This is a genomic window from Polaromonas sp. LjRoot131 (assembly GCF_964252805.1).
Classification (GTDB): Bacteria; Pseudomonadota; Gammaproteobacteria; order Burkholderiales; family Burkholderiaceae_C; genus Polaromonas.
Window position 1 is genome coordinate 474,188 of sequence record NZ_CAXUPF020000002.1, and the last position, 14,593, is coordinate 488,780.

Consider the following 14,593-nt stretch of genomic DNA (forward strand, 5'->3'; position numbering starts at 1 on the left):
GAAAACCACAAAAGGAGACAACCATGGACCGCCGATCGTTTTGCCTCAGCGCCTGTTCCGCCGCCTTGTTCGCGTCGCCCGCCGCGCGCGCCGATGCTTCCTATCCCAACAAACTCGTGCGTGTCGTTGTGCCCTATGCCGCGGGTGGCGGGCCGGACATATTGGCGCGGCAACTGGGCCCCAAACTGGGCGAGGTGCTGGGCCAGGCCATCGTGGTCGAGAACAAGGTCGGCGCGGGTGGCGTGCTGGCTGCGCAGTATGTCGCGCAGCAGCCGGCCGATGGCTATACCGTGCTGCTGGGATCGAATTCGCACCTGATCCAGAAAGCCCTGCAGCCCTCGCTCAAATTTGACCCGGTCGGCGATTTCATGCCGGTCACGCTGATCGGCACCTCGCCCAGCGTGCTGGTCGTGGCCGACAACTCGCCTTACCGCAAGGTCGAAGACCTGGTGGCGGCGCTGCTCGCGAACCCGGGGAAGATGAACTACGGCTCGGGCGGCATAGGCTCGGCCGCGCACCTGGGCGGCGCGACCTTGCTGTCCTTGAGCGGCGCGCAGGCCACGCACATTCCCCTGAAGGGTTCGGTCGAGATTCCGCTTTCATTGCTGCGCGGCGACACGGCGTTTGCCTTTGCGATCGCCGGCACGGCGATTCCCCAGGTCAAGGGCGGCAAGTTGCGCGCCCTGGCCGTCACGTCGGCCGCGCGCCTGAAGGAATTGCCCAACGTGCCGACACTCAACGAGGCCATGCGCAACGAACTCACCGTGCAGGAGTTCTGGTTTGGCTTCTGGCTGCCCGCCAAGGCGTCACCCGAAGTGGCCGCGAAGCTTTATGCCTCCACCGTGCGCGCCCTGGCGGACCCGGCGATCAAAACCCAGTTTGAAGCCGCGGGCAACCGGGTGGTCTACAGCGACAGCCCGCAGGCCGACGCGGCTTTTGTCCGCAGCGAATACCGCAAATGGGCCGAGATCATCAAGCTCACCGGTATCACCGCGAGTTAAAAAACAAGCCCACAAAAGAGAGCAAGAAAAATGTCAAAACCGCTGGAAGGCGTTCGTGTGCTCGACCTGTCGCACGTCATCGCCGGCCCCCTGGCCTCCTTCTACCTCGCGCAGATGGGTGCGGAGGTCATCAAGATCGAGCCGCCGGACGGCGGCGAAGTCATGCGGACCGGCAAGAACGCGAGCGAGGGGGACACGCCCACCGGCTTCGTCGCCCTGAATGCCGGGAAGCGCTCCCTGGCCCTGGACATCCGCTCGCCGGAAGGCGCGGAGATGCTGCGCTCCCTGGCGCTGACGGCGGATGTCTTCATCGAGAATTTCCGCCCCGGTGTGGTGGCCAGGTATGGGCTTGATTTCGAGGCCATCAAGGCCATCAAGCCCGACATCGTTTATTGCTCGATTTCCGGCTACGGCCAGGAAGGCGAATGGTCCGGGCGCGGCGCCTACGACCACGTGGTGCAGGCGCTGACCGGCATGATGATGATGTCGGGCGAACACCCGGATGCGCCGCCGCTCAAGGTCGGTTTCCCGGTGATCGACGTGGCGGTGGGCATGCTGGGGGCGCTGTCCATCGTCTCCGCGCTGCACCGCCGCGCACGCGACGGTGCGGGCCAGTACATCGATGCCTCCATGGTGCAGGCCTCGCTGATGCTGATGTACCCGAACGCGAGCGCCTTCCTGACCGACGGCACCGAACCCCGGCGCATCGGCAACCGGGGTTACACCGGCAGCCCGGCGGCGGACACCTACCAATGCTCGGACGGTTGGCTGGCTGTCGCGGCCAACACGCCGCAGCAGTTCCGAAAACTCGCCGCGACGCTCGGCATGGAGGAGCTCTGCGAAGACGCGCGCGCGCTGGACCTCGAGGCCTTCAATGCGCCGGGCCGGGGTTTTGTTGTCCCGCGGGATGCCGATTATGTGATCGGCCGGCTGCGCGCGGCATTCGCCAACCGGCAAGCCGCCGACCTGGAAACGCGGCTGAACGCCGCCGGCGTGCCGGCCGCCCGCGTGCGCAGGCTGGGCGAATTCCTGCGCGAAACCGACGGCAGCGGCCGCCTTGGCTTGCCGGACTTCCGCTTTTCGCAGCAGCAGCGGGAAGTGCGCACACGCGGCCTGGGCTTCAGCTACGCCGACGAAGGCGGGCCCAGCGCGCGGGGCGCCGAGTCGCTGGGGCAAAGCACGCAGGCACTGCTCTCTGAAATCGGCGTGGGAACGGAGGCCGTCGCGGCACTGGCCCGCGCCGGTGTGGTCCGTGCCACCTCTGCGGCGCCCACGGCACCTCCTGCGTCGCTGTCGCGTGTCGCCGCGTGAAGCCGCGCTGAGCGCCTGACCACCCGAGCGCGCATCCGCCCGGCGCGTGGCTTCCCGCGCAGGGGAGGGGCACGGCCGCACCGATTCAACCCTCACAGAACTTATCCATGATCGACGCTGTCATCGTTTCCACGGCCCGCACGCCCATAGGCAAGGCCTTTCGCGGTTCTTTGAACAACATCAAGTCACCGGCCCTGATGGCGCATGCCATCCGCCATGCGGTGCAGAGAGCCGGCATTGAGCCCGGCCGCATCGACGACGCGGTCATCGGCTCGGTGCTCACGGCGGGCACGGCAGCCTCCAACATCGCGCGGCAGGCGGTCATCGCGGCCGGCTTGCCCAACATCGTCAGTGCCCAGACCGTGGACCGCCAGTGCGCGTCCGGCCTCATGGCGATCGCCACGGCCGCCAAGCAGATCATGGTCGACGGCATGGAGGTCTTGGTCGCCGGCGGGCAGGAGAACATTTCCCAGGTGCAGAACCGCTACTTCGAGTGGATGCAGGCCGAGCAGGATCCACGGGTCACGAAGTTCGAAGCGCACGCCTATATGTCCATGCTGCTGACGGCCGAACACGTCGCTGCGAAATACCGCATATCGCGCGAGGCGCAGGACGCCTACGCGCTGCTGTCGCAGCAACGCACGGCGCGGGCGCAGGCCGAGGGGCGTTTCCTCGCGGAGATCGTGCCGATAGAAGCGACGATGCTGAGGGCCGTGCCCGGCGAGGATGCTGTTGCCGAGAACGTCATCTTTAACCGCGATGAAGGCAACCGGCCCGGTACCACGGCCGGATCCCTGGCCGCCCTGAAACCGGTCGTTGATGGCGGCACTGTCACCGCCGGCAACGCGAGCCAGTTGTCCGATGGCGCCAGCGCCTGTGTCCTCATGAGCGGCAAGCTCGCGCAGCAAAAGGGCTTGAACGCGCTGGGCATTTACCGCGGCATGGCCGTGGCCGGCACGGCGCCGGAAGAGATGGGAATCGGGCCCGTGTATGCGATCCCGAAACTTCTCAAGCTACACGGCCTCGGCATCGACGACATCGGTCTGTGGGAACTCAACGAGGCATTCGCCTGCCAGGCGCTGTATTGCCGCGACCATCTGGGCATAGACCCGGAGGCCTACAACGTCAACGGCGGAAGTGTGTCCATAGGCCACCCCTACGGCATGACGGGCGCGCGCCTGGCCGGCCACGCGCTCATCGAAGGAAAACGGCGCGGCGTCCGCTACGTGGTGGTCGCCATGTGTGTGGGCGGCGGCATGGGTGCCGCGGGCCTGTTTGAAGTCGCCTGATTTTTTTATCAAAGCATGGAAAGAGAAACGAAATGACAAAACTGCTGCATAACAAGGTCGCCATCGTCACGGGCGCCGGCCGGGGGCTGGGCCGGGCGCATGCGCTGGAGCTCGCGCGCCACGGCGCCCGCGTCGTGGTCAGCGACATAGGCGCCGGCACGCCGGGCTCGCCCGCCGACGCTGTGGTGAAAGCCATTGAGGCCCTGGGCGGCGCCGCCTTTGCCATCGACGTGGACGTCACCAACCCCGTCCAGGTCGCGCTGATGGTCAAGGCCGCCGTCGCGCGCTGGGGCCGTGTCGACATCCTGGTCAACAACGCCGGCATCCTGCGCGACAAAAGTTTTGCCAAGATGAGCCTCGACGATTTCCGGCTCGTGATGGAGGTTCACCTCATGGGCGCGGTGCATTGCACCCATGCGGTCTGGAACCTGATGCGCGAGCAGCAGTACGGCCGCATCGTGATGACGTCCTCGTCGTCCGGCCTGTACGGAAACTTCGGCCAGGCCAATTACGGCGCGGCCAAGATGGCGCTGGTGGGGCTGATGCAAACTCTGGCGCTGGAAGGTGAGCGCCACAACGTGCGCGTCAACTGCCTTGCACCCACTGCCGCGACGGCCATGACCGAGGACTTGCTCACGGTGGAAGACCTCGCCCTGCTGGCGCCGGAGGCGGTAAGCCCGGGCCTGGTGGCCCTGGTCGCCGATGATGCCCCGACCCGTATGACCTTGCTGGCGGGCGCCGGCAGTTTTGAGCAGGCCAACATCACCATGACCCAGGGCATCTTTCTTTCCGCCGGGGAGTGCCATCCCGAGGCGCTGATGATGAGGTTCAGCGACATCGCCGACCGCCAGGCAGAGACCGTGCCGGCGACCGGTTTCGACCAGCTGAGGCACGAGGTGGCCAAGGCTAAGGCCGCGCAGGCCTAGGGCCGGAGCACCCTGCCAAAAGCCTGGGACGGCGAGCCGGTCGTACGGGTTTGGGGCGATTCCCGCGGCGTGGGGCAGGCCTCGCGGCGGGTGGCTGGAGGGTGAAGGGCATCCATTCTGAATACTTTAAAAGTATCCAATAGCCCGAATCAAGATATTTTACATGCTGCAAATGCGTTCCTAGAATCGCGAAAAACGGCGCCGGGATTTGCAGGTTGTTACAAACCGCCTTTCCCGTAGCCAGCCAGAAGGTCGCGAAGGAACGCTGGATTTGTAATCCATTTGTGTGCATATGCCAGAGCCAGCATCTGCGCACAACGCGTCAAGCCTTTTCGATCCGACTTTTTCGACAAGGCGGGATTCGATATGACGTGCATTCGCAATAGATGGTTACAAGTAGCCGTGGCAATGGGCCTGGCTCTGTTGTGTGCGCGTCTCTTCGCCGCAGCCGACAAGGCTGCCGGCGAACCGCCCCGTGAGCAGGTGATCGACCTCGAAACCGCGGGCGCCGCCTATCCCTTTGCCGTCTATTCCAACCTCGACATGCGCCGGCCGGACGCCGGCATCCGCCGCGCAGTTGTTTTTGTGCATGGCGTGCAGCGCGATGCCGACCGCTACTTTGGCGTGGGCCAGGGGCTGCTCCGGGCCGCGCAACTCGATGCCTCCAGCACCTTGCTGCTGGTGCCGCATTTCCTGACGGCGTCGGACCCGTCGCCGGACAGCAAGATCCCGCTCTGGCGCGGCGGCAACTGGATGCAGTGCCAGGACTCCCGCGGCAAGGAGGCCATCAACTCCTGCGGCGTGCTGGACGACATCGCCCGCTACCTGGTCACGGGCCAGCGTTTCCCCGTGCTCAAGGAAATCGTCTTCATCGGCCACTCGGCCGGCGGGCAGCTGATGCAGCGGTACGCCGTGCTGAACAACAGCGAGGAGGCGTTGCGCAAGGCGGGCATCCGCGTGCGCTACGTGGTCTCCAGCCCGTCTTCCTACCTGTACCTGGACGCCAGCCGTCCCGAGGGCGGGGACTTCAAGCCGGTGAACAGCATCCTGTGCCCCGGCTACAACAACTTCCGTTACGGCCTGGCCAACATGGTTCCTTATGGCCAGGGCCTGGACGGCGAGCAGCTGTTCAAGCGTTATGCGGCGCGCAAGGTCCTTTATCTGGTGGGCGCGGACGACAACGACCCCGCCTACGAGTCGCTCGACAAATCCTGCGGCGCCGCCATGCAGGGCACGGACCGGCTGGACCGGCACAGGAACTACCTGCGCTACGAGCAATTCCTGGCCCGGAAGTGGCAGACACCCGTGACGCGCGAAGTCATGGTCGTGCCGCAGGCGGGCCACGAGGCGGCTGACATTTTTGAGTCACGCGACGTCGCCGCAAAAATTTTCCCGGCCGCCGGCAACTAGCGAAGAGCTGAGACAAACAGGGAAAAGCCAAAGAAAAACAGGGACACAAAAGAGAGCCGACGCGCACCACAGGCGCAAACACAACAACAAGACAAGAGAACAACAATATGGAATCCCCACGCCTTGCCACGCACCGGCGAAAAATCCTCGCATCGCAAATCTGCGCGATGCTGGCCGCCGCGCCTTTCACCGCCCATGCGCAAACGCCGCCCAGCGCCGGCACCCTGTTTGACGCCAACCGGCAGCAGCTCTCACCCGCCGAAAGTACCGGCGCGCCGGCAGCGCTGCAGCGCCCCGCGCGCATCGAAAAAGAGACGGAAGGCAACGACGAGGGCCAGGGCCTTCCCGCCGGTGGGCCGGGCATCCAGGTCACCGGCTTTGTGCTCAGCGGCAACCGCTCCCTGCCGGCCGCGGTGCTGCAGGAGCAGCTGCAGGAGTTTGTCGGCCGCGAGCTGGACTTCGCCGGGCTGGGCAAAGCCGCCGCCAAAATCACGGCCTACTACCGCGCCCAGGGCTACCTGGTGGCGCGCGCCTACCTGCCCGCGCAGGAAATACAGGGTGGCGTGGTCGCCCTCGGCATCCGTGAAGGCGTCATCGGCCGGGTGACGGCCGAGCCCGACGCCGGCGTGCGCCTGAACCGGGAACTGGTGGACCGCTACCTCGCGGGGCTGAAGCCGGGCGAGGTGATCCAGGAACTCGACCTGGAAAATACGCTGCTGCGGCTGTCCGACATCACCGGCGTGTCGGTCAAGGCGGTGCTGCGCCCGTCAGCGCAGCCGGGCGCCACCGACATCATCGTCAAGCTCAGCGAGATGGGCGCGATCACCTCGCGCGTCAGCATAGACAACGGCGGCAGCTATTACACGGGCGCCAACCGGCTGTCCGTCAGCCTGGCCCTCAACGACGCGCTGGGCATGGGCGAAAGCTTCAGCCTGAACACGCAGCAGACCTTCGAGGGCCTGCGCATCGCCGGCGTCGGCTACCAGCAGCCCCTGGGCACGACCGGCCTGACGGCCGGCGCGAACTTCGCGGGCCTGCAATACAACATCGGCAAAAACCTCAAGGAAGTGCAGGCCAGCGGCGAAGCCCGCGTCAGCACGCTGTTCCTCAACGCCGCGCTGCTGCGCAGCCGGCGCGCCAACGTCAACCTGTCGGTGGCGGCGGAATACCGGCACTTCCAGGACACCACAGGCAGCACCACCGTCGACAAGTCCGCCCACGTGCTGAGCGCCGGCCTCTCCGGCGACTGGCGTGATGAATGGACCGGCGCGGCGGCCGGCAACAGCTGGAGCGCGCGCCTGGGCATGGGCCACCTGAAAAAGGAAACGCCCAACGACGCCGCGCTGGACCGCTTCACCGCGAATGCGGCCGGCGACTACAAAAAACTCAACCTGTCCTTCAGCCGCCAGCAGCAACTCGGCGGCGGCTTCTCCCTGCTGGGATCGGTCAGCGCGCAGTACGCCGACAAGAACCTGGATGCGTCGGAGAAAATGAGCCTGGGCGGCTCCAGCGGCGTGCGCGCCTACCCGGTCGGCGAAGCCGCGGGCGACCAGGGCATGCTGGCCCGGCTGGAACTGCGCAAGACCCTGGGCATGGTGGGCAACTCCGTCGTGGAAGGCGCGCTGTTCGCCGACGCGGGGCGCGTGACGGTCAACAAGAAACCCTGGGACAACAGCGAAAACCGCGCAAGCCGCTACGGCTACGGTGTCGGCCTGAACGTCTACAACAAGGATCTGGTCTTCAATGCGAGCTACGCGGTGTCGCCGGGTGTCAACCCGGCCAGCGAACCGAAAAGCGCGCGCCGCCTGTGGCTGTCGGTCTCGGGCTCACCCCAGGCCTTCACCGGCCTGGCCTCCAGCAGCCGCAGCCGGAGCGAGGATTTCGAGGAAGCCGAAGACGGCATGCTGCTGTACGGCTCGCTGGGCATCATTCCCGAATACGTGAGCCGCTCGGGTGCGACGCCCGCGGCGCCCGCCGACCAGAGCAAGCTGGCCACACCCAACGGTCGCAACATGTCGGGTTTCTGGCGCGCGCGCGACAACGTGTCTTACATAGGCGCACGCGGCGGCATCCCGATTTATGAACAGTGGAAGGCGCTGTGGCAGCTGGAGCTGGGCCTGTCGCTGAGCGCGGGCGCCGCCGGCGTCGACGCCACGCCGGACTGGACGCACCGGCAGGAGCTGCGCAACACCGGCGTGGCGATCGCCCATCCCGATGCCGGCACCGCGATGTACGGCAACTGGGACATGCCGCTCAAGGAGAGCACCACGTCCTTCGACCCTTTCGGGGCTACCACCAGCGCCGCGCACTACAACATCATCGGTTCGCCGGGTTTTGCCACCAGCATCACCAAAAACTCCGGCCCGGTGGGCACGGCGGCGGTGAACAACAACGACGACACCGCCTTCAACCGCCGCCAGGCCGGTATGTACGGCTACTGGACGCCGAAGATGGGTGGTTTCCAGCTCAAGCTGGCGTATTCGAACAACGGCATGAAGGCCGCGCCCGACGTCGACACCGGCTACCTCTACGGCGGCAGCCTGTCGTATGAGAACGGCGGCTTCTCCGCCGTGGTGGCGGCCGAGCAGCATGTGAACTACTTCGGCATCGCCAGCCTGGGCCGCAACGCGCGCGGCGTCGGCACCAACACCCACGTCACCCAGGGAACGTCGTCAAACGACTACAGCGTGCGCGTCGGCGTGGCCTACGATTTCGGCGCCACCAAGGTGTCGCTGATCGCCGACGAGCTGAACTACGCCGAGTCCGGCGTCATCAACACCAGCGTCACCTCGAGTGACATGTCCAGCTACCGCCGCCGTGCCTACATGCTCGGCATCTCGCACAAGATAGGCGCCTGGCAACTGCGCGCCAGCCATGCCAAGGCCTTCGCGGGCGACTGCAGCATGATTTCCGGCAACGGCGTGAACTGCTCGACCGAGGGCATGGGCGCGACCTCCCAGGCCGTCGGTTTTTCCTATGCCTGGAGCAAGCAGGTCAGGATCTTCGGGCAGTACGTGCTGCTGCGCAACCAGCCGCTGGCCAACTACAACTACGCCGTCGCCGGCGTCTTCGGCACCGCAGGCGTCGGCACCACGATCCGCGCGATCGGTGTCGGCATCAACTACACATTCTGAGGAGTTCGCATGGCACACCTTTCTTCCCCGGCCTCTTCATTTCCCTTCACCCGGAGAAACCGCCCGGCGCTGACGCCGCTGAGCGCCGCCGTCCTGTCGGCGCTGTGCAGCATTTACCCGCTGCGGGTGTATGCGCTGGACGCCGGCGCCCTGCCGACCAACGGCCAGGTCACGGCCGGCAGCGGCAGCATCAGCCAGAGCGGCAACGTCATGAACGTGGTGCAGGGCAGCGACCGCATGGTCGCCACCTGGAACACCTTCAACATCGGCAGCGCGGCCAAAGTCAATTTCGCGCAGCCCTCGGCCTCTGCGGTGGCGCTCAACCGCGTCACCTCCAGCGATGCCTCGCAGATCATGGGCCAGCTCAATGCGAACGGCCAGGTCTTCCTCATCAACCCCTCGGGTATCCTGTTCGGCCAGGGCTCCGCCGTCAATGTCGGCGGCCTGGTGGCCAGCTCGCTGAACCTCTCCGATGCCAATTTCATGGCCGGTAGCAATCGCTTTGACGCCGGTGGCGCGGGCGGCGCCGTGATCAACCAGGGCAGCATCGTCGCGGCCGACGGCGGCTACGTGGCCTTGCTGGGCGCGCAGGTGCGCAACGAAGGCAGCATCACGGCCCGCCTGGGCAGCGTGATGCTGGGCGCCGGCGAGAAAATCACGCTGGACTTCAACGGCGACGGCCTGATCAACATGCAGGTCAGCGACCCTTCGCTGGGCGCCAGCGTGGTGAACCAGGGCCTGCTCAAGGCCAATGGCGGTGTGGTCGTCATGTCGGCGCGGTCCGGCGACGCGTTGCTGTCCAATGTGGTCAACAACGAAGGCGTGATTGAGGCGACCAGCCTGCAGCGCCGCAATGGGACCGTCCTGCTCGACGGTGGCGACGCCGGCATCGTCGCGATCAGCGGCCGCATCGACGTCTCCGGCCGCAACGCCGGCGAAACCGGCGGCAGCGTCAAGGCCCTGGGCCAGTACGTCGGCGTCTTCGACGCCGCTCGTATCGATGCTTCGGGCGACGCCGGCGGCGGCACCGTGCTGGTGGGCGGCAACTACCAGGGCAGCGGCACCGAGCGCCAGGCCGTCGGGACTTACATGGGCGAAGACGCCCGCATCCACGCCGATGCGCTCAGCAGCGGCGACGGCGGCAAGGTCATTCTCTGGTCCACCGACAGCACGCAGTTTCACGGCGGCATCACCGTGCTGGGCGGCGGGCAGACCGGCGGCGGCGGCCTGGTCGAGACCTCGGGCCACAACCTGGAGGCGACGGGCTCGGTGGACATCAGCGCGGCCTCCGGCAAGGGCGGCACCTGGCTGATCGATCCCTACAACATCAACATCACGAGCACGGCCAGCGTCGGCGCGACCGGGAGCTCCCCTTTCACCTCCAGCGGCGCAGCCAGTTCCAACCTGAGTTCGGCCGTGCTCAACGCCTCGCTGTCCGAAGGCGCCAACGTGATCGTCCAGACTTCTGCCGTCGGCGGCACGTCGGGCGACATCAATGTGCTGGACAACGTCAAGGGTGTGGGCAATGCCTCGCTGACCCTGCAGGCGCACCGCAACATCATCATCGGCAGCGGCCGCGTCATTTCCAACGGCACCGGCAAAAGCCTCAATGTCTCGCTGGTCTCCAACTACGGCGACACCGGCAACGGCTCGGTGGCCTTGACGGGCAGCACCATCACCACCAACGGTGGGGCCATCACCATCAGCGGCGGCAGCAATCCGCTGACCGGCTATGCCGCCACCAACCAGAGCGGCGCCTCGGGCGTGGCACTGAATGGCGCCACGCTGAGCACCAGCGGCGGCAACATCACGATACGCGGCGCCTCCACCTCGACAAGCGCCACCACCAGCGCGGTGAATATATCCGGCGCCTCCACGCTCAATGCCGGCGGCGGCAACATCTCCATCCTGGCCAACGTCGCCAGCACCAGCGCGACCGGCGACGCCTTTGTGCTCACCGGCGGCAGCAACGTGCTCACCAGCGGCGCCGGCTCCATCACGGTGGACAGCACCAACCTGGGCAGCGGCAACGGCACGCGCATTTTCAGCACCAACAACACCGTGGCCGCCAGCGGCTCCGGCAACCTGACGATCAGCGGCAATGCCAGCTCGGGTTTCGGCGTGCTGATCTGCTCGACAGCCAGCGGCTCCACGCAAAAACTCAGCGTGGGCAGCGGCAACCTGACCATCCAGGCCAATGCCAACGGCTTTGCCGGCGCCGGCCGCGGCGTTTACCTCGCGGCCTCCGGCAACGGCGCCGTGGTGCTCAACGCTACGGCGGGTGGCGCCATCACCCTGGGCGGCAGCAGCACCGGCAGCTACGGCACGGTGCTCAACTCGACGGGTTCCGGCTCTTCCATCAGCATCTTCTCCGACGGCAACATCACGGTGGCCGGCAACACCTCGGGCGGCACCACGCCGGCGCTGGGCCTGCTGAGCTCGGGCAGCGGCACCAGCGCGGCCACCGCCTCGCAGGTCAACATCAACAGCACGGCCGGCGCGCTCAAGCTGCTGGCCAACAACAGCGTGGTCAACCCCACCACCGGCTCCTTCAAGGCCGTGTCGCTGGATGCCAGCGGCGCCTATGCCAGCATCAACCTGGGCACGCAGTCGGGCGCGCTGACGGTGGACGGCACCAGCTACTCGGGGCGCGGGGTGGACATCGCGCCGTCCGGCGCCAATGCGGCGATCAACATCACGACCGGCAGCGGCGCGATTGCCGTCAACGGCAACAGCACCAGCAGCTTCGGCGGCTACGGCATCTACCTGAACTCCACCGGCAATTCGAGCGGTGTGAACGTCAGCACCGTGACCGGCGACATCACCTTGCGCGGCGACTCGATAGGCACCTCGGATGCCATCGCCCTGGGCGGCAACGCCACCAGCACCAACTCGGTCAACAACATCGCCTCACAGGGCGGCAACATCACGCTGGCCGGCAACTTCCATTCGCCGAACATCGCGGAGCTGGACCACGGCATCGCCATCCAGAACGTCGCCAACCGCATCCAGACCACCGGCGCGGGCAACGTGACGCTGGTCGGCAACGCCGCCGACCAGGGCAACGGCGTCAGCATCTACGGCGGCGGCAAGGCTTTGCTCAGCGTCGAGAACGGCGCGCTCGCGATCACCGGCAGCAGCGTCTACGGCGACGGGCTGGGCGTGCTGACCGGCAACAACGTCATACGCGCCACCGGCAGCGGGTCGGTGAGTGTCACCGGCAGTTCCACCTACGGCAGCGGCGTCACCGTCTATCCCTCGACGGCGACCAGCTCCGCGGTCATCTCCACGGTGTCGGGAAAGCTCTCGGTCACGGGCAACAGCGGCGCGGCGTCGGCCGCGCCGGCGGTCCTGTTGCGCAGTGCGGCCTCGGGTGCCGCCAACGGCGTCAGCATCACCTCGGGCAGCGGCGACATCGACATCCAGGCGACAACCGCCGGCTCCGCTGAAGGCCTTTCCATCGTCGGCAGCAGCGCCAACGCTTTCAACTCCATCAGCACGGGCGGCAGCGGCAGCATGCGCGTGTCAGGGTCCGGCGGCAGCTACGGCGTTCGCATAGACGGCGGCACCAACAAGCTGCAGGTGGAAAACGGCCTGTTGCTTATCAGTGCCAGCGCGCCGAACGGGCAGCCCTTCAGCCAGTCCTCGGACGTCACGACGATTTCCGCCACCGGTTCCGGCACTGTGCTGCGCAGCCTCGGCGGCCTGATGAACAACAGCCTGACCAGCGCGGCGTCGGCCGCCGCCACCGCCGCGCTGCAGTCGGACATGGCCGGCGGCGACTGGATGGCGCCTCTTGCCGATACCGCATTCCCCCCTCCCGGCAACGGCGCGGACAAGCTCATCATTTCCGTGGTGTCCACGCCATCCAGCGCAGGCGAAGAATGAAACTTGCCGGACCCTCATCCGCCGCGGCTTCCGGTCTCGCCAGGCTGTCACGCCGCGCCGGGCGGCTGGTGCTGGTCCCGCTGCTGGTGGTGGCGCTGTCCGCCGCTGCCATCGCCGCGGACAAGCCGGCCGGCCAGCCCGAGCACGACAACTTTCATTTCCTCGGCGAGATGAACAAGGCCTCGACCGTCATGGTGGTCGAGACCAAAATCGTCCCGCCTGAGCTCGGCAAAAAGATCGCGCGGGCGGTCGACCAGGTGATCAAAGACGGCAACCAGCCCGGCGCCAAACGTCCCGGGGACTATCTGCAGTACGAGCCGCTGATCCTGGCGCTGGCCGGTCCCGACGGTTCGCGCATGCATTCAGGCCGCAGCCGCCAGGACATCCTGTCCACCACGCGGCGCCTGATGCAGCGTGAGCGCACGCTGGCGCTGATGGCGGCGATGATCGAATCGAAGGCGCAGCTGCTGGCCGTGGCCGAAAACAACCTGGACACCATCGTGCCGGCCTACACCAACGGCGTGCAGGCCCAGCCCACCACCTACGCGCACTACCTGCTGGCGTTTGCCTCGGTCTTCGGGCGCGACAGCGCGCGCCTGAAGGAAGCCTATGCGCGCCTCAACATGAGCCCGCTGGGCGCGGGCGCGCTCGGCACCTCGAGCTTTCCGGTCGATCGCCGGCGCCTGGCGGAACTGCTGGGGTTTGACGGCGTGGTGGAAAACTCCTACGACGCGGCCCAGCTAGGCGCACTCGACCAGGGTGTGGAGCTCGTGGGCCTGTGCAGCAACGCGGCGCTGGCGATAGGCTTGCTGGTGCAGGACATGCACACCCAGTACCACCAGACGTCTCCGTGGATCACCATCCAGGAAGGGCGGCTCACCGGCACGAGCAGCATCATGCCGCAAAAGCGCAACCCCTATGCCCTCAACGTGCTGCGGCTGCAAGCCAGCGAAGTGGTGGGCGGGGCCTTCACCTTCCAGCTGGAGGCGCACAACGTCACGCCCGGCATGCCCGACTACAAACGCGACCAGGTCGGAAAAACCCTGGACCTCACGGCCAATGCCTTCGTGAAGCTGGCCGACCTGATGAACCACCTCGTCATCGACCGCCAGCGCGCGCTGCAGGAAGTCGACGCCGAGTATTCCACCACCACCGAGCTGGCCGACATCCTGCAGCGCGACGCCGACGTTCCCTTCCGGGTCGGCCACCATTTCGCCTCGGACCTGGTCAACTACGGGCGTGCCAACAAGCTCAAGCCGGCCGACATCCCCTTCGACGTCGTCAGGCAGCTGTATGCCGAAGCGGTGAAGTCTTTTGATTTTCCGAAGGCGGAATTCCCGCTGACGCAGGAACGCTTTCGCACCTCGCTGACCGCGCAGAACATGCTGGCCTCCAGCAAGGGCCTGGGCGGCCCGCAGCGCGCCGAGACCGTGAGGATGCTGGCGGCCGAGAAGGGCCGGCTGGACCAGGATGCCGCCTGGCTCAAGGCGCAGCGGGACAAGCTCGCGCGCGCCCAGGACACCCTGGACCGCACTTTTTCGCGGTTGGGCCAGTGAGGGGGAAGGGCGAGGTAGTCGGGATGGGCGGCTGCGGCGATACTGGCGCTGCCGGGCCGGCGGCCTTCGGCTTTCTGC

Annotated in this window: 8 protein-coding genes; all 8 read left to right on the forward strand. The window is 66.6% G+C overall.

Annotated features, from left to right (window positions below):
- Positions 1–23 precede the first annotated feature (23 nt).
- Positions 24–1,001 carry a Bug family tripartite tricarboxylate transporter substrate binding protein gene (locus ACSQ27_RS12800; protein WP_436155873.1) on the forward strand — a complete coding sequence of 326 codons (978 nt, stop codon included), beginning with the start codon at positions 24–26 and terminating at the stop codon, positions 999–1,001.
- Positions 1,002–1,031: 30 nt separating this feature from the next.
- Positions 1,032–2,312 carry a CaiB/BaiF CoA transferase family protein gene (locus ACSQ27_RS12805; RefSeq protein ID WP_436155874.1) on the forward strand — a complete coding sequence of 427 codons (1,281 nt, stop codon included), beginning with the start codon at positions 1,032–1,034 and terminating at the stop codon, positions 2,310–2,312.
- A 107-nt stretch (positions 2,313–2,419) separates the two neighbouring features.
- A complete protein-coding gene (locus ACSQ27_RS12810) occupies positions 2,420–3,601 on the forward strand; it encodes an acetyl-CoA C-acyltransferase (protein WP_436155875.1) in 1,182 nt (393 codons plus the stop codon).
- Positions 3,602–3,633: 32 nt separating this feature from the next.
- On the forward strand, positions 3,634–4,527 hold the full coding sequence (locus tag ACSQ27_RS12815) for an SDR family NAD(P)-dependent oxidoreductase (protein ID WP_436155876.1): 894 nt from the start codon (positions 3,634–3,636) through the stop codon (positions 4,525–4,527).
- Positions 4,528–4,950: 423 nt separating this feature from the next.
- Complete coding sequence (locus tag ACSQ27_RS12820; protein ID WP_436155877.1) at positions 4,951–5,937, forward strand: alpha/beta fold hydrolase; 987 nt, start codon at positions 4,951–4,953, stop codon at positions 5,935–5,937.
- A 107-nt stretch (positions 5,938–6,044) separates the two neighbouring features.
- Positions 6,045–9,071 carry a ShlB/FhaC/HecB family hemolysin secretion/activation protein gene (locus ACSQ27_RS12825; RefSeq protein ID WP_436155878.1) on the forward strand — a complete coding sequence of 1,009 codons (3,027 nt, stop codon included), beginning with the start codon at positions 6,045–6,047 and terminating at the stop codon, positions 9,069–9,071.
- Between the two features lie 9 nt (positions 9,072–9,080).
- The gene (locus ACSQ27_RS12830) at positions 9,081–12,959 is read left to right on the forward strand and encodes a beta strand repeat-containing protein (RefSeq protein WP_436155879.1); all 3,879 of its coding nucleotides are present in this window, start codon (positions 9,081–9,083) and stop codon (positions 12,957–12,959) included.
- Entirely contained in the window at positions 12,956–14,515 is a 1,560-nt protein-coding gene (locus ACSQ27_RS12835) for an argininosuccinate lyase (RefSeq protein ID WP_436155880.1), read from the forward strand. The genes ACSQ27_RS12830 and ACSQ27_RS12835 overlap by 4 nt, the downstream gene beginning before the upstream one ends.
- Positions 14,516–14,593: the final 78 nt, after the last annotated feature.